This is a genomic window from Luteolibacter ambystomatis, from assembly GCF_018137965.1.
Taxonomy (GTDB): domain Bacteria; phylum Verrucomicrobiota; class Verrucomicrobiia; order Verrucomicrobiales; family Akkermansiaceae; genus Luteolibacter; species Luteolibacter ambystomatis.
On the sequence record NZ_CP073100.1, the window covers coordinates 3,361,918 to 3,383,546 of the forward strand.

Below are 21,629 nucleotides of genomic sequence, written 5' to 3' on the forward strand. Positions count from 1 at the left end.
CGCCGGAATCGCGGTGCCTCGCAAGGGGAGGGTCACAGATCAGGGCTCGGAGGCCACGGCGCGGAGGAAGCCATGCGGACCGAACGAAGTGGTACCGGGGAGACGGAAGGTGCGATACTCCCAACCCGTGCCGAGAGCCGGCATGCCGGATGCCAGCGCCGGAATCACCTCGGTAACGTTCGTGCTGATGAAGTCCGAGAGATCGGTGCTGCCTTGGATCTTGTAGATCACTCCATCCACCGGCGCGGACACCAGATCCCCACCTGCGGTGAAGGAGGCACCGAGGCGCACCGGCAGCGTGAGCGTCAGCACATTGTCGAGACCGACGGCTGCCCGCATCTTTCCATCATTGGCGGCATTGGTCGGATCACCGTCCAACGCAAACTCCAGGAGGTTGCTGCGCCCGTCGTGGTCCGGATCGGCGGACTTCGTCTTGTCCGCCGGATTGGTCAGGCTGGTGAAGCTGTTGATCCAAGGCGTGAACGGATCCGCGGCAACCCCCACCTGGATCCTGCCGGTGCCGGAGAAATGGGTGTCATCAATGACATTCGCACCGGAACCGGTGGCTCCGTAGGTAGTGCCGTTCGCCGGCATCTGCGTGCCATCGATGAAAAGACCCGCCACGACATCATTGCCGCTGAAGTTGAGTTCCACCTTGCCTCCCGTCAGAACGGAAACCGTGGATGTATCCGCCAGGAAGGCATTCGTAAGTGCGAAGGTGCCGTCATTGACATAGGTGTCACCCGTATAGGTGTTCACTCCGGAGAGGGTGAGAGTTCCCGGTCCGGCCTTGGTGAGCGTGCCCGTGCCGCTGACTACGGAAGAAACCGTACCAGTCTGGCCGAACGAGATGGAAAAGGTGTGGCTGCCGCTCGCGCCGAGGACCAACGAAACACCGCCGACCGTCAAATTGCCACCGGTGATGTTGCCGATCGTGCCGTCGTTCCAGTTGATCCTCGTGGTGAGGGTGCCGATGTCCGTCACCGTGCCGCGCTGGATGGTGGCGGCATTCAGGGTGGCACCGCCGCCGATGTTCACCTGGCTGTTGACGGTGATGGTATTGCCGGTCGCCAGGCTGTTGGTGGCGAAGGTCAGCGTCGAGATGTTCGCCGTGCCGCCACTGATATCCAGCAGGGCGTTGGCGATTTCCGTGCTGCCGGTGCCGGAGCCATCGACGGTGCCCAGAACCACGCTGTTCGCGCTCATCGTGCCAGCCCCCATCTTGAAGGTGCCGTTCACGGTCGTGCCACGGCTGCTGGCATTGGTGGTGGCGCGGGCCACGGTGATGGTTCCGAAAAGGGCATCCAAGCTGCCTGCCGAACTATCGAAGGTGGCATTGTCCACATCCGAAACTTGGAAGGAATTGCCAGCGCCCAGGGTCATGTTCGCGGTGCTGCTGCCACCGGTGGTCCCGCGGATCACCATGGACTTCGCGCCAGTGACGGCCGGGCCGAACTGCATCACGCCGGACGCACGGGAAAGGCTGGCGGCAATGCCGATCGCTCCGATGTTGAGCGTGTTGTTCCGACCGAGGTTCAAGGTGGAAACCGGCACGCCGCCGCTGGCCCCCGCGTTGCCCATGGAAAGATTGGCCGCGGTAACCGTATTCGACTCCGCGGAAAGGGAGACCGTGGAGAAGTGTCCGTTGCCACCCGCCACCGCCGTGCCACTATCCACCCGCAACGCGCCGGTGGAATTGTTATAGGTGAACGCGCCCAGACTGGACATGTCCACGGTGAGGTTGTTCGCGGAGTTGAGCGGACTGAATACCAGCGCCGCCGGACTCGTGGTCAAAGAGGTGCCGGTGATGGTGACGGTGTTGGTGCCGGAGGTCTGGGTTCCGAACGTCAGGCCCGCCACCGTCTGGGTGGTACTGGTGAGATCCAGCGCCGCGGTGTTGGTGGTGTTCGTGAAAGCAACCACCGTGGTCGCGGGCAGCGCGGTGGCGGATGAGATCTTCAGTGTCCCGTTCGCGACGGTGGTGGTGCCGGTGTAGCTGTTGGTGCCCATCAGTTCGAGCACACCGGCATCGGTCTTGGTGAAACCGGTCCCGGTCAGATCGCCGTAGAGACCCAGACCACCGCTGCCACTACCGCTGCCGATCGATGGGTTGGTTCCCAACACGATCGGGAAACCAACGAGCTGGAACCCGGACGACAGGTTGTCGATGCCACCGCTGAGGCCTATCGGCGTGGTTCCCAGCAGGGTGTATACATTGCCCCCGGCGAGGAAACGAATGCGGTCCAGCGTGATTCCCGGAGGGAGGTCATTGGTGAGAGTGCCCGCCGCTGCATTGGGGAAATAAACCTGGGTGCCGGTGCTCGGCACCAGATTGACATCCCAGTTCAAGGCCGTGGACCACAGGGCATCACCCCCGCCGTTCGTCCATTGATAGATGAAGGGCAGCACCAGCAGCTTGCCGGTGCCGGTGATGCGGGAATCGGTGTGATCCGCTCCTGAGCCGGGAGCGCCCCAGGTGCCCGTGGCCTGCTCGACTCCATCGAAGGTCAGCTTGGTGATCTGGTCGGTGCCGGTGAAATTCAGGTCCAGGGTCGCACCCGTGGAAACCTCCACCGCACCACCATCCGCGAGCAGCGAATTCGCCGAGAGGGAAAGCGTGCCGCCGGTCACACTGGTACCGCCGGTATGGGTGGTCGCCACGGAAAAGGTCACCGTTCCTCCCGTCACCTTTACGGCGGTCGCGCCAATGGTGCCGTTGGTGATGGGGGTGGTGGTGACATTGATCGCACCGGGACCTGCAAAGGTCACGGTGGAGGTGGTCGTATTGGTGGCCTTGATACCGCCGGTGATGTTCAGCGCATTGCCACCGGTGGTGGCGACCTGGCTGATGGTGGCGTTGCCAGCGAGGCCGATCGCGCCGGAGAAGGTGGAGCTGCTGTCGGTATTCCCACCGATGATGTTGGTGCCGCTGCTGGGTGTGGGGCCGACGTTGACGGCGCTGCTGAAGGTGAACGCACCGTTTGTCAGCAGGCTCGCGCCATTGGCTGCAGCCCCGATGGACACCGCGCCGGTGCCAAGCGCGCCGCTGGTGGTGCCCACATTGCTGACACCGATGAGGATGGTGCCATTGGTGAGCGAGGTGGTGCCGCTGTTGGTGGCGGCGCCACTGAAGGTCCATGTACCGGTGCCGCCCTTGATGATCGTGAACACGTTGGTCCCGGTATTGGAAATCACACCGGTAACCGCTCCATTGCCGACACCCCCGATGATGAACTGGCGGGTGCTGTCACCGACGCTGCTGGAGATCGAACCGGACAGGGTCAGCAAACCGGCATCCGATTGAATGTTGATGCCATTGCCTCCGGTGTTGTTGAGCAGCAGGCTGCCGCTGAGGGTATTGGTGCCGGAGATATTCTGGATGTGCGCGCTCCCTCCTCCGCCGAATCCCGTCGCCGATGAGAACGTGAAGTTCTTGGTGAGGGTATTCGTACCGGTGAGCTGGAGCTGGAGAGCACCGGTGGCGGTGCCGCCTTTCGGGATCGCAACGGTGGCACCGCTGCCGAGCGAAGCCGGATTGGTGATAAGGAGGTTTCCACCACCACTGTTGATGGTGGTGGTGCCGCTATAGGTATTGGTGCCCGAGAGGGTCAGAGTACCCGCACCGGCCTTGGTGAGCGCCAGGGTTCCGGCGGTGTTCTTGATGATGCCAGAGAAGGTGCTGGTCGCATCGCTGTTTCCCACGGTGAGCGTGGAGGTATTGGTGGCGCTGGTCTTGTCGATCGCTCCGCCGCCGCTGAGTCCATTGATCCCTTCGCTGGATTGATTGAGATCGAAGGTGCCGGTGACCGCGAGATTGCCCTTACCCACTCCATCCGGAATGACATTCGAGGCTCCGAGTTGGAGGATACCGGAGGTGACGGTGGTGTTGCCGGTATAGGCATTGGTGGTGCCGCTGAGGACCAGCTTTGCGGCGGTGTTCGAATTATTGACGGTCAGCCCGGTGACATTGCTGCCGATCTGGGAGCTGATGGTCACCGAACCGGCACCCGTACCGGTGGATACGCTTGTGAGCGTGCCGGCATTATTGATGGCACCGGTGCTGATGACCATCGTTCCAGTGTTGGTGGCCATGACCCTCAGATTGTTGGTGCCCGTCACACCGCCACTGACGGTGGCAGCACTGGCTCCCACCGTGTCGATGGTGATGTTGCCGGTGGCTCCGGTGGTCAGAACGATCGGATTGGCCACCGTCCGCGCACGCAACAGGACATCCACGCTGGTGGATGCATCTCCCATGGTCACGGTGGAGGTGGTGGCTCCGAACGGATTGACCGCACCGCTGGGTGAGATGATCGTGCCGCGCTTGAGAATGGTACCTCCGGTGTAGGTATTCGCGGTGGTGGAGCCGATGTTGCTCGTGCCCGCGGCATTCAAGACCAAGGCGGTGGTTCCGGTGGTGCCGCCGTTGGAGATGACTCCGTTGAGATTGACGCCGCTCGTGCCAGTCACAGTCAGCGTGACAGGCGCCACGTTCCCCGCATTCGACAGCGTGTTGTTCAAGGTGACGCTGTTGCCGGTGTTCACCGCCCAGGTCTGATCCGCGGCGAGCAGGACGCCGACATTCTGTCCGGCGGTCGCCAAGCCGATGGTCAGTGCGCCACCACCGCTACTGACCGTGATCCCCCCGGATCCAAGGGTCAGGGTTTGGTTGGTTCCCCCACCTTGGATATTGGTGGCGGCGGTATTGGGCACCACGAGTCCGAGCGCGGACTGGTTCGCGCCGAGATTGATGGTCTGCGCCGTGTTGACGCCGGTGATGTTGAACGTCGCGGTATCGGCAGCGCCTGGCACCGCCGCGGGATCCGGAGTGGTGCCGGCGGCGGTGGTGGACCACGAGGTGGCTGCACTCCAGGAGTTGCCAGTCACGCCATCCCAGTAGATGATGTCGGCGTTGGAGCGGGAGGCGAGGCAAAGCAGGCAGGCGGCCGCGAGGGCTTGGAGGGAACGGGGAGCAAATGCAACAAGACTGGGTTTCATGGGAAAATCGGGGGACTGATAGAATTGCACGTAACAGTCTCACCCGACGGCATTTCGCGGTAGTCGGGTATTCTGCCGACCAAGCGCGACCTTGTCCGGAAAGCCGCGCCATGATTGGATGGAGGCGTGTTTCCCCGGCTGATCCTTGTTCTCCATTTCCTGTGCCTTGCGGCCCCTTGCTCCCGGGGGGCGGAAAGCGAGCCGGTGGACATGCTTTACCGGAACTGGCGGACCCGCGAAGGGCTTCCCCAGGACCACATCCGGGCGATGGCGGGCACCCGCGACGGCTTCCTGTGGCTGGGGACGGACTCCGGTCTGGCGCGCTTCGACGGGGTTCATTTCAAAGCCTTCGGACTCCACGAGGGACTCGGCGCGGTCACCGTGCAAACCCTCTACGAAGCGCGCGATGGAGCACTGTGGGTGGGCACTCTCGGCGGCGGTGCCAGCGTGCTCCGCGGAGGCAAGCTCCAGCACGCCTACGGCAGCGGGGATGGTCTGCCTTCCACCAGCGTCCTGGCGGTGGCGGAGGACGACAGCGGCCGTATCGTGGTCTCCACCCGCGACGGGTTGTCCCGGCTGGAAGACAACCGTTTCGTCCCATTCAATCCACCCGGTAAAAAGGAGCACCAGGCGGTGAAGAGCCTGTTCTGTGATCTCACCGGCACCTTGTGGGTCTGCATCGCGCCCCAGGAAATCTGGCGCTGGAAAGCGGATCAATGGATGAAGGGCAGCGACGGCGGCCCGGCCACCGCCTCGGCCTTTTGCCAAGATCGGGAAGGACGGCTGTGGATCGGCGATCCGGACCGGCGGCTGTGGTGCCGCACCCCGGAGAGTGGTTGGAGATCCTATCAACTCCCGGTGCAGGGAGGTGATATCAATATGCTGTCGTCCGGACCGGACGGCACCGTATGGGCCTCGATGTACCGGCGTGGAATCTTCGGCCTGCAGGATGGCGGCGTGGTGGTTCCCAACACCGGCAGCGCGAATTTCCTCGATATCGCCGAGACGGTGTTCGTCTCTCAGGATGGCCAGCTTTGGGTAGGCACCTCAACGCGTGGCTTGTTTGCTTTAACCCCTCGCAAACTGCAGTTGGGAGTTGTGGATGAGGAGGCCTTCGGACCTGGCGCGAACTTCATCGGTGCCCTGAGGGAAACAGCTCCGGGACAATTCCTGATCGGCAGCCAGGGCCGCGGTTATTACCTCTGGCAGAATGGTGCCGCCCGCCCCGTGGCGACCGATCCGGAAAGCCTGCCCACCAGCAATGGCAATGCCATGGCCCGCACACGCGCGGGTTGGGTTCTGGCGGGTGGCACCGGCGGCCTCTACGATTACAGCCACCAGACCGGCAAACTCAGCCGGATCAACCCGAGCTTCCAGCCACTGACGGATGTCTGGCAGATCTGTGAGGGGAAATTCCAGGAGCTATGGATCGGCTTGGGCACCGGCGAACTCTTCCGGCTCGCGGACAAGAAGCTGACGAGAATCGGATACGGCGGCAGCAATGATCCGATCAAGGGCCTGGCCATGGACAACCAAGGCGCACTGTGGATCGGCACCCGCGGCAGCGGACTCTACCGTTGGAACAACAATGAAACAAAACGCTACGGCACCGCCCAAGGCCTGCCGTCTCCGGTGATCCGGGTGCTGATGGTGGATCGTGAGGGCTCGCTGTGGGTCGGCAGCGCGGGCGGCGGCATCTCGGTATTGAGAAATGACAAGTTTGTTTCCTTTTCCACGCGCGAAGGACTGCCGGACGATGTGGTTTCCCAACTCGCGATCGATGACACCGGGCGCCTGTGGGTGGGAACCAATCGCGGACTCGCGGTGATTACCAAAGAGGAAACGGACGCGATGCGGAGCGGCTCGCCGGAAGAGCTTCATCCGCTCCTGATCACCCGCGCGGATGGATTGCGCTCGGAGGAATTCACGATCACGGAACCCTTCCGCACCAGTGACAGCCGCATGGCCTTCGCCACCAACGATGGCTTCGCGCTGCTGAACCCACGTGACTTCCAGAGCGATACGCGAACGCCGCCGGTTTACATCGAGGAAGTATCGGTGAACGGCAAGCCGGTCGAACCCGTCAATGGCGAGCTGAATCTACCTCCCGGCACCGAGCGGTTGGAAATCCATTTCACCGGCCTGCACTTCGGCGCTCCGGAGCGGTTGCGGTTCCGCAACCGGCTGGCGGGGCTGGAAGACAACTGGGGAGCCGCCAGCACGGATCGCCGCGTGGAATACCGGAACCTTTCTCCGGGCAGCTACCAGTTCGAACTCTCCGGAACGATCGGCAACGGCCTCTGGAGTGCCACGCCCGCGACCCTCAAGGTCAACCTCGCCCCGCACTTCTGGGAGACGAACTGGTTCCGCGCCTTGGTCATCATTTCCGCGCTCGCCTTCGTGGGACTCATCGTCCGCCGCCGCGAACGTATGAAAGCGCGCCGCAAGATCGAGGCTCTGAAACGCGAACAAGCCGTGCAAACCGAACGCGCGCGCATCGCCCGCGATCTCCACGACGACGTGGGTGCGAGCCTGACGCAGGTGGCATTGCTCAGCGAACTTGCCCAAGGCGACCTCAACCAGCGGCCCGAACGCGCCAGCGCGCATATCAACGAGATCTTCACCACCGCCCAGGACGTGACCCGTTCTCTGGACGAAATCGTATGGGCCGTGAATCCGGCGCACGACACGCTGGAGAGTTTCGCCACCTTCCTCGGTGCCTTTGTTCAAAACTACACGCGGTCCGCAGGCCTGACCGCGCGCCTCGATCTGCCGGCCACGCTTCCGGCCACACCGCTGTCGTCCGTCATCCGCCACCATGTCTATCTCGCCACCAAGGAAATCCTGCACAATGTGGTGAAGCACGCGTGGGCCACGGAAGTCCATCTTTCGCTATCCATCCATCCCGGCTCCTTCCATCTCATATTGGAAGACAACGGCCGAGGCCTCAATGGAACCTCCACGCCCTCCCCCGGAGGAGCCGATGGCCTGCAAAATCTCCGCGAGCGCTTGCAGCAAATCGGTGGCACCTGTGTCTATGACAGCCATCCGGGCCAGGGAACCCGGATTGAAATGGACGTCCCACTCGATCCTTCGCAATAGTCGGCAGTTTTACCGACTAGCTTGGGCAACCCGGTCAAATTTATCCTGCACCCGATTCAGATCTGATGAAAACGGTCACTACTCCGATCACTGTCGCCTTGGTCGAGGACGATCCGCGCATCCGGCGCAGCCTCACCACGATTCTGGCACAAGAGGAGGACATCCGCTGCGTCGGAGCATTTCCCAGCGCGGAGGACGCGTTGGTCGAACTGCCATCGCTGAAACCCAAGGTGCTGCTGATGGATGTGAATCTTCCCGGCATGACCGGAGTGGATTGCGTGCGGCAGCTTTCCGGACGCGTGCCCGGCACCCAGATCCTGATGCTGACGGTGCACGAGGATACGGACGTGATTTTCAATTCACTGGCTGCGGGAGCGAGCGGCTACCTGCTCAAGCCACCGCGTGCGGCCGAGTTGATCGCAGCGGTGCGGGACGTCTCCACCGGTGGCGCGCCGATGACCAGTCTCATCGCCCGCAAGGTGGTGCAGTCGTTCAACCACGGCCCCGCGCCGACCAATGAGGCGGACGGCCTTTCACCGCGTGAGACGGAGGTGCTGGATCGCCTGGCGAAAGGTTTCGCCTACAAGGAAATCGCGGCGGATCTCGGCATCAGCTATTCGACGGTGCAAACGCACATCGAGCGGATCTATGAGAAGCTGCACGTTCATTCGAGATCGCACGCGGTGATGAAGTATCTGGGGATCAAGTAGGACAAACATTCCTGCTTGTGCCACTTAACGGAACATCTCGAACGTGCGATCGAGAAACCAGCAGGACGAAAGAATGCCCAGCGCATAGATCGTGCCCAGCTTCGCGCTGCGAGGGATTTGCACATGCATGAGCCGGATCGCCCCCGCGAGGCTGAACCATGCCGCCACGAAAATGAGCTGCCCGATCTCCACGCCGCAGTTGAAGAACAATAATGCGGACGGAATCTCCGCCGTGGGCAAGCCGAGCGAGTTCAGCGCCCCCGCAAACCCAAGGCCATGCACCAACCCGAAGCCGAAGGAAACCAGCCACGGTTTTTTCGCCGCGATCGTTTCACGGCCGCGCCATGCATACACGTTCTCCACCGCGAGAAAAACGATGCTCAACGCCACGATCGTATCCACCAGCCCCGTGGGCAAACGCATCTGCCCGAGCACGGACATCGCCAGCGTGACACTGTGTGCGAGCGTGAAGGCGGTGATGGTCAGCACCAGACGCCGCGTGCCTTTGACCAACAACAACAGCCCGAGCACGAACAGCAGGTGATCGAAGCCACGCAGGATGTGGCCGATGCCGAGGAAGACGTAACGCTTCGCCGTCTGCGCGAAGTTCCCCGAGCCCGCTTTGAGCATGCCGAGATCGATGAGGATGCCATCACCGCCGGCCATGAAGAACTGCCGCGCCTGCGTGCCGTTCTTCCAGTACACGGTGAAGAGCACGCCATTGCGCTTCCATGGCAGCAGGATCTTGTCCTCCGGGGAAAGCGGACGATCGCCCGAGGTGAAATTCAGGCCGATCGTCCCGGAACCCGCACCTTCGGATTCCTCATTCCACTGGCTGCCGGGAGGCAGGATGGGGCGGCCCTGGGCTTCCGCACTGCCGGGTGACGCCATGTAGGAAAGCCGGTATTGGTTTCCTTCGAATTCCTGCAGGTTCACGTTGTCCACGCCGAGCTGATGAGCCTGCAGAGGCAGCATCAGGCAAAGCAGGATCAAGCCGATCCAGATCAGGCATGCGCGTCCCGCGTTCATGGCTTCGCCGGGTTGGCCGGTGGCAGCACCACGCGGTAGGACTTTTTCATTTCCTCCACCTTCTGCGAAATGATCTCGGCTTCCTTGAGGCCGGTCCACTTGCCGGTGAGGGTCGGGCGGAGTTCGGCCATCGGCATGTCCTGCTCCGGCTCGGAAGAAAGCACCTTCACGAAATGGACGCCACGGTTGGATGGAAAGAGCCCGGACCAGACTCCCTTCTCGCATTTGATCAAGGTATCGGTGAATGCGGCACCGAAGAGATGGTCAAGCTGGGTGCGGAACGTCGGAGGCAAGGGATTCGCCAGACGCACGGCGGGATCTCCGAGTCCCTGTGGCGGAGTGCCGGAACGCAGCTTTTCGAGCAGACCTTCCGGAATCGATTTCTCATCCGCGAACGAAACATGCTCGAAGCTCACCTTGGCCGGATAGCGGTAAATCTGTGGTGTCTGATTCCGTAGCGCCACCAGATCCGCCTCGGTCGGCGGCGGCACGATCGGACGCAGCGAGGTGCGCATCGTCTGGATCAGCAACCCGCGCACGCGGTTGTCCTGGATCAACCCGGTCCGCAACGCCTCGCGATAGAGGATCTCGTTCTCCACATACTCATCGGTGATCTTCTTCACCTCTTCGGGCGTGGCGGGACGCCCGAGCGAACCTTCGTAGTCCTTCACGATGCCGCTGATGAGCTGGGGCGACACCTTCACCTCCGGCCGGGCGAAGAAATGCCACGCCACCAACAGCAGGGCCGCGGCCAGAAGGAAATGCAGCAGCGGCTCCTTCAAAAAGGATGGCACCCCCCGGCGGACCGGGGTTGGGGGTGAATCGACGGACATCGGAAAGAGGAGGTTCGGGCAAGCAAGGCAAAACCAGCGCGGGAAAGCAACGGTCCTGTCACACGCCCGCGCGACAGGCTATCGGAAGATTTTCCCGATAGCCCGCCCGATGATCTTGATCAGTGGGGGATCTCGTTCGGCGCGGCGGCACGGATGGTGCGGAAGCCGATCTGGCCGTAGATCGTTTCGCCGACCGGCGGGAAGGGATAACGGTGGGCGTTGGTCATGTCCGCCTCGTTGTTCCACCAGCTTCCGCCGCGGGTCAGGCGGGTCTCACCGGCATCCGGGCCCTTCGGATCGAAGAGCTTGGGTTTCTCGTAGTCCGAGTAACGGTCCCAGCACCATTCCCAGACGTTGCCGGACATGTCGTAGAGACCGAAGCCGTTTGCCATGTCCGGACCGGGCACCGCCTGATGCCCATCGAAGTAACCGACCGGCGTACTGAGCGGATAGGGAGCCTCGGTGTTGTCGATCGCCTGCTGGTACTGCCAGCCGTTGGTGCGGCCCACCAGCGACTCATCGCCCCAGCTGTAGGTCTTCCCTTCCAGTCCGCCGCGGGAAGCGCGCTCCCACTCGGCCTCGGTTGGCAGGCGGTAGCCATTGCCCGCCCAGTTCACGTTGGCGGAGGTGAGATCGATCGAACCCGTGCGATAGATGACGGTGGTCATCGTATCGGTGTAGTAGGCGGGCACGCGGCCTTCCATTTCGGAGCGGGCGTTGCACCACTTCACCGCATCATACCAGGACACTGCCGGAGCCGGGTGATTGAGCGGAGGGCTGAAGGTCAGGCTGATCGGGATGTCATATCCATGAGCCTGCGCCCAGGTGGCCACCGTCTTCCAGTCACCAAGGGTGACCTCGAACTTGTCCATGTGGAACGCGGACACCTGCACCAGGTGTTCGGGCATCGCGGATTGCTCGCCGCCATTGTCATCTCCCATGGTGAAAGTTCCGGCCGGGATGAGCTTCATTTCGCGCACCAGACTGCCTGGTTTCGGTGCAACAGACGTGGCGGACGGGTCCGCATCCAAGGTGGTGCCGGGAATGAGATCCGCTTTCACGCGGTAGAAATTCTTGCCGCCTCCTGTCAACGTGACATCGGCGGTGGTCATCGGCTCGACAGCGGCAATGCCATCGCGAACCAGGGTGAACGGAGTCTGAAGATCCGGCGAGGACCAGATGCCGTAGGTGCGGCCGGCAGCGCCGGGCCAGCTCAGGGTGAGCTTGTTCGAGATACCCTTCTGGAGACTCTTCACGCCGAAGGTCTTCGCCGCATCCTGGTCGTCCATGCCCGCGATGAATTCCTCCGCGGCGGTCTTGCCGTCGCCATCGGCATCGGCCAGCTCGGCGGCGGCGAAATTACCGCCCACCACCTTGCCATGGCGCTCGAGCCACCACTTCGGCGTGCCGCCGGGAGCGGCTGTCGCCTTGAAGTCCGCCGCGATGATGCGCGGCTGGTCAAGCGTCAGGGTGATGTCCTGCGAACCTGGAGAACCGGTCACATCCCCACGCCAGGCGGAGAAGCCAAAATCAGAGGCAGGCTGCGCATGCAGGGTCACTGTCGTGCCGAGCGTGTGCCAGCCGCCCGCGTTGGTGGGCAGGATGGAACCTTCCGAGCCACCGGCGATTTCCAGCACCACCTGCGGGCTCCAGCTCCAGGTGAGCGTGGTATCCGCATTCATCGTGAAGCTACCCGCCGTGGTATCACCCGAGGTGCCATTGCTGAGAGTCCATCCGGTGGGGATGAAGCGGGTGCGGCCGTTCTCCACCGGCTGGGCGGAGAAGTTCACCTGCGAGCCATGCGGGAAGGAATACGAGCCCGGAACCGGGAGCGTGTTCGCTTGATCGGAAACGACGGTGAGTGTGTGATAGCCGGTGGCGAAATTCGCGGTGAGCGGCCCCACCGGGCGGGTCATGCTGGCGATGGTGAAGACATTGCCGGTGCTGGTGCCAGCGGCGGTGTCTCCACTCCAGACCGTGAACGCCGCACCAGGACCGGCAGTGGCGGTTACCTGCGCGCTGGCATTCTCATCCACCCACGTGCCATTGCCGGTCACGGTGCCGGGACCATTGACGCTGGTCAGCAGGAGATACTGCGTCTTCCACTGCCAGGTGAAGGTGAAGTCACCTGTGACGGTGATCGCGGCGGTGCTGCCGCCGCCGGACTGGGTCACACCACCCGTGGCGGTCCAGCCGGTGCAGACATGGCGGACATTCCCATCCGTGTAATCCTGAGCGGAGAAGTTGGCGACGGTGCCTTGCTCGAAGGGATAGCTCGCGGGAGTCGGGGTGACACTTGGATAGTTGGACACCACCACCACGTTGTAAGTCGGCACCAGTGGCGTGAATTCGGCGGTCACCGGACCACGGCCACGGGTCATCGGCACGGTGATCGAAGTGCCATCGATGGTGCAACCCGCGATGTCCCCGCTCCAGCGGAGGAACGATGCGCCGCCATCCGGCTGGGCGAGAATCGTCACGGACGCTCCCGCGGCCTGATAGCCGCTGTTCACGCTGACGATGCCGCGGCCGGTCGCCTGGGTATCGAGATAGTATTCGGTCGCCCAGTTCCAGGTGAGCGTGGCATCCCCCGCCATGGTAAAGGAAGCGGTTTTGCCCGTGCCTGTTCCGGTCTGGCCACCGGTGAGCGTCCAGCCGGTACACTTGTAGCGGGTGGTGCCGACCACGTTGTCAGCCGCATTGGCCACCACCGGCGTGCCTTCCTCGATGCTCACGGTGCCAACCGCCGGAGAAACGGTGGGTTGGGCGGAGACGATGGTCAGGTTCTTGTTGAATCGCGTGTCGAAGTCCGTGGTCAGCGTGAACTCACCGCCGTTCTTGTCGGTGAGGTCGAGCATGCCGGTGTTGTCCGACGTAAGCTGGGCGGACGGGCTGCTGGTGTTCGACATGTAGCGCCCGAGGTGCGGCGAGTAGGTCGTGTTGTAGATCTGGTTCTGCGCAGGGCGGAACTCCATGATACGCAGGAAACCGTTGCCGCCGTTCGGCAGTGTCTGGTAGTCGGCGATGACCTGGTGGACGATCTTGCCCGCGGCATTGGTGTCATCGACGTTATACTGCGCGAAGTTGTGGCCGCAGATCACCATGTAGACTTGGTTGAACGGTCTCACGAGCGTGTTCCAGATGTCCGTGACGGGATTGCGATCCGGACCTACGCTGATGTAGCCGGTAGGCCAGTTCACACGACCGCGCTGACCGGTGCCGCTGCCGGAGGAACTGGAGGCACCCGTTTCCGCAAGGTAGTCGTGGGTGGTGAGGAAAGTGACCGTGCGCGGATGCTGGCTCAACACGGTGGCGGCCCAGGCCATGTCGGAGTCCGGGCAATCGCAGTCAATATGGAGGAACATGTAGTCCCGGCCATTCACGGTGATCACCTGGAAGGAACTGTAGCCGCGCGGCGAAGCACCCTGGTACCAGTTGTAAACCTGGCTGGTCCCCGGATCCACCCAGCGCGGATGAGTCGGCCCGAAGCGATCCAGGTAGTGCGTCGAACCGTTGGCCAGGTCATGGTTGCCGGTGCACACGCCATACGGGAGCTTGGTGTCGAGCTTGCCCATGGCCGCCGTGGCGATGTTCCACTGCCCGGTGTTGGTGGCGCTGTCCACGATGTCCCCGAGATGGGTGAGGAACTTGATGTTGAGCGTCTCCTTGTTATCGAGCACCCACTGGGTCTGCTTGTCGTAGATGCCGAGCGCGCTGTTCGAGCTGATGCAGTAGTTCTGCGTGTCCGGCAGACCGACAACGGTGAAATTTTCCACCGCGGAGAAGTTCGCGGTGATGGTGGCATAGGGACGCCCCACCGGCACCACGATGCTCTTGCCACCCATGGTGCAGCCGGTGGTGTCACCGCTCCATCCGGCGAAGAAATAGCCGGTGGCGGGAGTCGCGGTGATCTGGATCGGGCGGTTTGCCTCATACCATCCGCTGGAGGCGGAGATCGTACCGCTGCCACTGGTCGCCAGCTCCACGCGGTATTCGGTCTGCCACAGCCAGGTGAGAGTCGAATCGCGGGTCAAGGTCATCGACATCGAGGACGCGGTGCCGCTGTGCGGTCCATCCCCCACCATCGACCAACCGATGCAGTGATAGCGGGACGTGGCGGTGGCCTCGTCTGTCACGCTGTTCGTCAACGCGGTGCCGCGCGCGTGGGGATAGGTCCCGGCAACGGGGTTCGGCGTACCGTGGGCGGAAACGATGGTCAGCACCGGATCCGCGAAGGGATTGGTGACAGTGACGTTGAAGGTGATCGTATCGGTAGACCAGCCATCCGAAACCTGGACGACGAATGAATCCAGACCGGAGAACCCATTGGCAGGCGTGTAGGTCACGCTGGCTGAGGTATTCGCGCCGGTGATATTCGCCGTGCCGCTGGTGGCCGGGGAGGAGACGCTCCACGAAAGCGGCTCGTTATCCGCGTCGGTGGCGTGAACGGTGGCGTTCACCGCGCCGCCATTCTTGGTGGCATTGAGTGTGTAGGTTTCACCTTCCGTGACAACCGGTGTGCTGTTCGGAGCGACCGGAGTGACGCCATCCGCAGCGGCCACGGAGGCATCGCCAAGCACCAGCGCCTCACCCGCCGTCAAGGCACGGCCCCAGACCGCGAGCGTGGTCACATCCATCACGTCATCGCCGCCATTGTCATCGGCGAAGGCGAGGAAGCCGGAGGGATCAAGCGCACAACTGTCGTCCACGACGCCCGCGTTGCCATCATACCAGAGCGTACCATTCACATAGATGCGGCGGTCGGTGCCGTTCTTCACGACCATGACCACGCGATACCAAGTGCTGGCGGAAGTCGTCTGCGAAGAGAAGCCGCCCAAGGCAGCATGACCAACCTTGCCGGTGCCATCCACCGCCAGCTCGGCGTCATCGTTGTTGGCGAGAGTGGTTTGATAAAGCGACTTGGTCGTTCCGACATTCGGATACTTCACATCCCACAGGACCGAGTATTCATTGACCTTGCTGCCACCGCCATTGGCCGCGATACCGTGCGGCACGAGATAGTTGCTGCCCGCGGCGATCTCGATGGCACCGTCGCCCGCCGTGCGTCCGGCGACCGAAGAAAAGCCCGCGCCATTGCGGACGAGGCGGTTGCTGCCAACCGTCGGAGCTTCCGGGCGGGTTGGCTCGTCGAATTGCCAGAGAGCATACGGAGCGGGTTTGGGCGGAAGGGCCACGTCCATCGGAGTGCCTGCATTGCCGAGCAGGGCGATCTGGTTGTCCGAAAGCACGCCGTTGAAGGAAGCCATGGAGGACACATCCATCGCGCCGTCCTCGCCGTCTTCATCGGCGAAGGCGAGGATCTGGCCGAGCAGGCCGTAGCGTGTCTCATCGAGCGTGCCCGCTGAACCGCTGAGCACCTTCACGCCGTCCACCCAGATATTTCGACCGGTGCCGTTGCTCACGGTGAGAACCACCCGGTGCCACGCATTGGTGGAAATGGAGGATGCAGAATAAGCGCCAAAGCCCGCATTGCCGCCGATGTTGTTGGTCGTGTTGATGAACAGATCGCCATCGTCGCTGTTGGCGACCGTAGTCTGAAGAAGGTTCTTATAGATCGCGGCGCTGGCGGTCGGAATCTTGATGTCCCACACAAGCGAATACTGGTTCGCGCGCTTGGCAGAGGCGCTGCCGTTCGGAGGCACGCCATGGGTCATCTTGTAGTAGCTGCCGACGGCCACTTCCATCGCGCCATCCGAACCATCGATGCCCGGCACCACGGCGAAACCGGTGCCGGTGGGCTCCAGATCAAAACCGATGGTGGCCTGATTGCGGTTGGCGGAGTTGTTGAACTCCCACAGGCCGGTGATCCGCGGCACCGTGGAGGATTCGGTCACCACCACATAGACAGTGATGGAACTACTATCCGTGCCGTCGCTGGCGCGCACCACGAACGAATCCGGACCGGTGTAACCGGCAGCCGGAGTGTAGGAAAGCGGACAGGTGGTGTTGCTGCCGGTGACCTGAGCGGTGCCATGGGCCGGAGGAGTGGTGACGCTCCAGATGATGGCATCACCATTGGCATCGCTGCCGTTCAAAGTCGTGGTGGAGGCCATGCCATCCTTGACGGCATTGAGCGAGGTCGAGACACCCTGCGCGATCACAGGAGCGCTGTTCGGCGGCGGAGTGGTGGAGACAGCCACGCCGGGATTGCCAAGTGTGGCCACCTCCGAAGCGGTCATCGCGCCGTCCCAGATCGCGACCGCTCCCACGTTCATCGCCTTGTTCTCGCTGTCATTGTCCGCGAACAACAACACCTGCGAATCGAGCGCGTAGTGACTGTCCACCGCCTGGCTGGTGTGGGTGGAGAAAAGAGCGCCATTCACATAAACCTTGAAGAAGCCCCCCAGATCCACCGTGATCACCACCCGCTTCCACTTCGTGTCGTCAATCGCCGGGGAATAGACGAGCTCCGCGGTGCCCATCTTCTTGTCCGTGTTCCGGATGAAGTATTCGCCGTCCGAGGTGTTCCCGGTGTCCGTCTGATAAAAGCAACGCCACTGGTTCCGGCTCGCGCTGGGCGAGAACACATCGAACATCAGCGTATATTCGTTCACCTTGGTGCCGCCGCCGTTCGGAGCGATGCCATGGGCGAGCTTCAGGCGGTTCGCAGGGCCGACCACCGTGGTGATGGCACCGGACAAACTCGTGGTCCCATCGCTGAGCGTGGTGTTGTAGGTAGGGGCCGTACCTTCGATTACCAGATTGGGAGCGGCCGCTCCACCGACAGTGACGCCGGGAAAGGCGCCTCCGGAGGCGGGACTGGAGAATTCCCAATATCCCTTCAACTGGGCGGCATGGGAAAAGCCTGCGGCGGCCAAAAGCGTGGCAGCAGACCATAGCGGACGGAACAGAGCGGAGCGGAGCATGACGATGACGCGGAAGCGGGAAGACTACCCTCGCATCCTCTCTTTATTCCCTCAGTGACGACAATGGCGGCGCGGCAAGAGTCATTGAGGGAATCGCAACCGGCTTGCCCCATCTCCGTCACCCGGAAAAGCTGGACACGATTGTGACGTGCAGTCCGTATCCCGAAAGGATCGCCATGAACCCCGCCCATCCCTGCCCCGCCGCACAGCCGTTTCCACCGCCTTGCTGTTGCTGGCGCTCGCCTGCCCCGCCCATGCCCACGCCGCACATGGCGAGGCCGCGGGATTCACGACGGGCTTCGGCCACCCATGGTCCGGCTGGGACCACATCCTCGCCATGATCGCGGTGGGTCTGTGGGGCGCGCAACTGCGGAAACCCGCCGTGTGGGTGCTGCCGGTGGCATTCCCTCTGGTGATGGCATTCGGCGGCTTTCTCGGTCTGATCGGCACTCCGCTGCCGGGAACGGAGATTGGCATCGCGCTCTCCGCGATCCTGCTGGGCGCGGCGGTCGCCTTCGAGGCCCGCCCTCCGCTGTGGGTGGCCGCACTTCTGGTCGGCATCTTCGGACTCTTCCATGGTCACGCCCACGGCACCGAACTGCCGGAAGGCCAGAACGGTCTTCTCTACAGCCTTGGCTTCGTGATCGCCACCGGCTGCCTCCACGGCGTGGGCATCACCATCGGCCTGATCCACAAATGGAAGGGCGGCCAAATCGCCCTTCGTGCCTCCGGGGTCGCGATTGCCTTGGCCGGCTTCTGGTTCGCGAAGGAAGCGCTGGCATGAAGCGTCCTTCCCTGATCCCGGTCATCGCCGCCTCGTTGCTGGGAACAGGCGCGGCCAACGCGCACGTGATCACCACCGGCTTGGGACCGCTCTATGACGGTGCGACCCATCTCGCTCTCTCGCCGGAAGACTGTGTGCCGCTGGTGGCGCTGGGCCTTTTCGCCGGCCTGCGCGGACCGGATGCGGCACGCCGCGCCTTTTTTGTCATCCCTGCGGCTTGGTTGGCGGGCGGCTGGCTGGGACTTTCGGGCGGCATGGCTCCGGCGTTCCCCATCGCTGCGGCATCATTCCTTGTACTCGGACTGCTGATTGCCACCGACTGCAAAATGAAGCCCGCCTGGGTGGCGGCGCTGGCCGGGCTCATCTCCGCCACCCACGCCTGGCTCGATGGTGTGGCGGTGCGTGCGGAAGGCGGCGAACACCTCGGCACCCTCGGTGGCGCGATCACCGCCACCGTGTTTTTTCTGCTTTCCGCCGGACTTGTGCTGGCACTGAAGCCCGGGTGGACCCGCATCGTGGTGCGCGTGCTCGGCAGTTGGATCGCCGCCACCGGCCTGCTCATGGCCGGATGGTGGATCCACACGTCAAAGCCGAGGCCACCGAAACCGCCTCAGGGTGCGGCCAGAGCCTCGATTTTCTGGCGCGCTTCGGCAGCCTTGTCCGCCTGTCCGGCCTTGTCGGCAGCCGCAGCCAGCCCTTTCAGCGAGACAAGATCAGCCGGGAAAGCCCTGAGGGCACCCTCATAGGACTCGACCGCATCCGCCGCTTTCCCCGCTGCAAGCTGGCAGGCCCCGACATGGGAGGCCATCGGAGTCAACAGTGCGGGCGGCAGCATCATCGTGGCACGCGTCTGGCGGTCGGCGGCGGCGCGGAACCAGTTGTAGGCCGAGCCTTGGCCGGGCTTCGGCCCCGCCATCGCGATCCTGCCGCGCAACTCGGTGGCCAATACCTCCAAGGCCCGGAAGGAACGCGCCCACATCGAACGCTCACCGGAAAGGTGCGACACCTGCTGGACGCGGGCGAAGGCTTCGCCATGGTTGCTCAGCAGTTCCGCGACATCGGAGGCTTCCTTGATCTTGCCCTCATCGAGCAACCGCAGGCCTTCGAGATCGAGGCGCAGCCCGTCGAGATACCACCGCGCCAGCGAACGGTCCACATAGACAGTGAAGTCGGCGGCGGACGGCAGCGAGGCCAATGCCTTGGCGGCATCCCCCTTTTCCCCGCGGCTCATCAACAAGCGCGCGGGCAGGGTCTTCGCCTCCCACAGCAGCATCCGTCCGCCACCCGAGGCGGCCCGCTCGACGGGCACCTTCTTGGCCGCGAGCGCGGTGGCCGCTGCCAGCGCGGTATCGAAATCCCCCTTGGAAGCAAGCGCCACGACCCGATAGCACTCCGCCACCACCCAGCCCGGGCAATCGAGCGCCGTGACCTTGTTGGCGGTCATCCATGCTTCGTAGAGGGCGGACGCACGTGCGAAAGCGGCGACGGCCTTCGTGTGATTGCCAGTACGCCATTCATAGTGGCCGAGCAGTTGGAAGTACGGCGGATAGTCCGGTGCCAGCTCGCACAGCTTCCGTGCCATCGGCAATGACGGTGTGAGATCGGGAGCTTCGGCGCGGATCGTGAGCAGCGCATTCAGCAGCACGGTGCTGTCCGGATAACGCGCGAGCAATCCCTCCAACAGCTTCTCCGAACGCTCCTGATCGTCGGTGGGCTTGTCGAACTCATCGTAGCCACCGCGGCCGAAGAGGGCGGCGAACATCTTCGCCTGCACGTCGTTCGGAAACTTCTCTGAGAGCTTGCGGAAGGCATCCGCCGCGCTGGCCGGGCCTTCCTTGAAATACTGGATCACTCCGAAGGCATAGCCGCGCTCCAGTTCATTGCCCGCGCCCTCGTCCACCAGCGTCAGCAGGCGCTCCATCGCAGCATCGCGTTGCGCGGTCGTTTCCGGATTCGGAGCGATCATTGCGATCACCAGCCCCCAGTGGGCGAGCAGGCACTTCGGGTCGCGCTTGACGGCAGCGGCGAAGTGGCGGGTGGCTTCGAATTCCCAGCCGCCATGCAGGTGATCGAGCCCCTGGACCACGTGGGCCTGGGTCTCTTCGTCAATGGCCGTAACAGCCATCTTCAAGCCGCCCTGGAAAGTGTTGAGAGCGGGCTCGGGCAGCGCCGCCACGGACGCCGGGATCATGTCCTCGACGGTGGGGTCCTTGTGGGGCGCGGGTGGGGCTTCTTCCTTCGGCTTGGAGGGCTCTTTCGGCTCCTTCTTGTCCGCGGCCGCCGGTTTCGCGGGGGAGACCGGTTTGGCCGGAGCCGCTTTTTCAGCACCGACCGCGAGTGCCGGAACCAGCAGGAAAGTCGAAATCCAACGGATCATGCGCGGACGATGCCGCCCGCCGTGGTGCCGGTCCAACAAAATGACGCTGGAACGGGCGGCACGCACGCCGCTAGATTCCGCGCCATGAAGCTCGGCGTCATCGGATGTGGCAAAATGGGCACGGCCCTCGTGCAGGGAGCCGTGAAAGCGGGAGCGGTGACGGCGGAAGACATCCGCGGTTGCGACCCGGTGGCCGCGGCGCTGGAAGCCTTCACGGCAGCCACCGGCGCGCAGACCGCCGCGGATGCCGCCGAAATCGGCGCGACCTGCGATACCATCCTGCTGGCCACCAAACCCCACGACGTGGCCGCCGCCCTGAAGCTGGCCGCGAAAGGGGCTGACGGCCAGCCGCGGCTGGTGATTTCCATCGCCGCAGGCCTGACTCTCACCACCCTCCAGGACAGCGCTCCGGAAAACTTCCGTATCATCCGCACCATGCCGAACACCCCGGCGATGGTCGGCCAGGGCGCCACCGCCTTCTGCCGTGGAGCGAATACCACGGCGGAGGATGCCGCGCTGGCGATGCAATTACTCAGTTCCGTGGGCCACACCATCGAGGTACCGGAACGACTCATCAATGCCGTCACCGGCGTCTCCGGCAGCGGGCCCGCCTACATCTATCTCATCATCGAAGCCCTCGCCGATGGTGGCGTGAAAGCCGGACTCGGCCGCGCGGATGCCATCAAGCTGGCCGCCCAGACCGTGCTGGGAGCCGCCGCCATGGTCATGGAGACCGGCCTGCATCCCGCGGTTCTAAAAGACATGGTCACTTCGCCCGGCGGCACCACCATCGCCGCGCTGGCGGAAATGGAGAACCACGGCGTGCGCGCCGCCATGATCGCTGCCGTGGACGCCGCCGTGCGCCGCGCGGACGAACTCGGTGGATCCTGACCCATCCAAGCTCCTGAT

At 63.4% G+C, this 21,629-nt stretch carries 9 protein-coding genes; 5 read left to right on the top strand and 4 right to left on the bottom strand.

The window, feature by feature from the left end; genetic code table 11:
* Nucleotides 1-39: 39 nt before the first annotated feature.
* A complete protein-coding gene (locus KBB96_RS12745; protein ID WP_211629827.1) occupies nt 40-4,998 on the bottom strand; it encodes a beta strand repeat-containing protein in 4,959 nt (1,652 codons plus the stop codon).
* Between the two features lie 126 nt (nt 4,999-5,124).
* Here KBB96_RS12745 and KBB96_RS12750 point away from each other — a divergent pair, with 126 nt between their 5' ends.
* Complete coding sequence (locus KBB96_RS12750; RefSeq protein WP_211629828.1) at nt 5,125-8,100, top strand: sensor histidine kinase; 2,976 nt, start codon at nt 5,125-5,127, stop codon at nt 8,098-8,100.
* Nucleotides 8,101-8,165: 65 nt separating this feature from the next.
* On the top strand, nt 8,166-8,810 hold the full coding sequence (locus KBB96_RS12755; protein ID WP_211629829.1) for a response regulator: 645 nt from the start codon (nt 8,166-8,168) through the stop codon (nt 8,808-8,810).
* Nucleotides 8,811-8,834: 24 nt separating this feature from the next.
* Here the strand turns inward: KBB96_RS12755 and KBB96_RS12760 are convergent, their stop codons facing one another.
* The 3 genes from KBB96_RS12760 to KBB96_RS12770 form a co-directional block, all read right to left on the bottom strand.
* Entirely contained in the window at nt 8,835-9,839 is a 1,005-nt protein-coding gene (locus KBB96_RS12760; protein WP_211629830.1) for a HupE/UreJ family protein, read from the bottom strand.
* Entirely contained in the window at nt 9,836-10,633 is a 798-nt protein-coding gene (locus KBB96_RS12765) for a peptidyl-prolyl cis-trans isomerase (RefSeq protein WP_211629831.1), read from the bottom strand. Before KBB96_RS12765 ends, KBB96_RS12760 begins: the two co-directional genes overlap by 4 nt.
* Before the next feature lie 158 nt (nt 10,634-10,791).
* Nucleotides 10,792-17,559 carry an SUMF1/EgtB/PvdO family nonheme iron enzyme gene (locus KBB96_RS12770; protein ID WP_211629832.1) on the bottom strand — a complete coding sequence of 2,256 codons (6,768 nt, stop codon included), beginning with the start codon at nt 17,557-17,559 and terminating at the stop codon, nt 10,792-10,794.
* Nucleotides 17,560-17,707: 148 nt separating this feature from the next.
* Here KBB96_RS12770 and KBB96_RS12775 point away from each other — a divergent pair, with 148 nt between their 5' ends.
* The 3 genes from KBB96_RS12775 to proC all read left to right on the top strand — a co-directional run bounded on the left by KBB96_RS12775 (nt 17,708) and on the right by proC (nt 21,611).
* Nucleotides 17,708-18,343, top strand: a complete 636-nt coding sequence (locus tag KBB96_RS12775) for a HupE/UreJ family protein (protein WP_211629833.1) — start codon at nt 17,708-17,710, stop codon at nt 18,341-18,343.
* A complete protein-coding gene (locus tag KBB96_RS12780; protein WP_211629834.1) occupies nt 18,340-19,089 on the top strand; it encodes a HupE/UreJ family protein in 750 nt (249 codons plus the stop codon). Before KBB96_RS12775 ends, KBB96_RS12780 begins: the two co-directional genes overlap by 4 nt.
* A 1,715-nt stretch (nt 19,090-20,804) precedes the next feature.
* The gene (proC, locus tag KBB96_RS12785; RefSeq protein WP_211629835.1) at nt 20,805-21,611 is read left to right on the top strand and encodes a pyrroline-5-carboxylate reductase; all 807 of its coding nucleotides are present in this window, start codon (nt 20,805-20,807) and stop codon (nt 21,609-21,611) included.
* The last annotated feature ends 18 nt before the right edge of the window (nt 21,612-21,629 follow it).

Bases quoted from the DNA above. Each gene is read 5' to 3' on its own strand.
- KBB96_RS12760 (WP_211629830.1), bottom strand. From the start codon at position 9,839: ATGAACGCGGGACGCGCATGCCTGATCTGGATCGGCTTGATCCTGCTT.
- KBB96_RS12745 (WP_211629827.1), bottom strand. From the start codon at position 4,998: ATGAAACCCAGTCTTGTTGCATTTGCTCCCCGTTCCCTCCAAGCCCTC.
- KBB96_RS12770 (WP_211629832.1), bottom strand. From the start codon at position 17,559: ATGCTCCGCTCCGCTCTGTTCCGTCCGCTATGGTCTGCTGCCACGCTT.
- KBB96_RS12780 (WP_211629834.1), top strand. From the start codon at position 18,340: ATGAAGCGTCCTTCCCTGATCCCGGTCATCGCCGCCTCGTTGCTGGGA.
- proC (WP_211629835.1), top strand. From the start codon at position 20,805: ATGAAGCTCGGCGTCATCGGATGTGGCAAAATGGGCACGGCCCTCGTG.
- KBB96_RS12755 (WP_211629829.1), top strand. From the start codon at position 8,166: ATGAAAACGGTCACTACTCCGATCACTGTCGCCTTGGTCGAGGACGAT.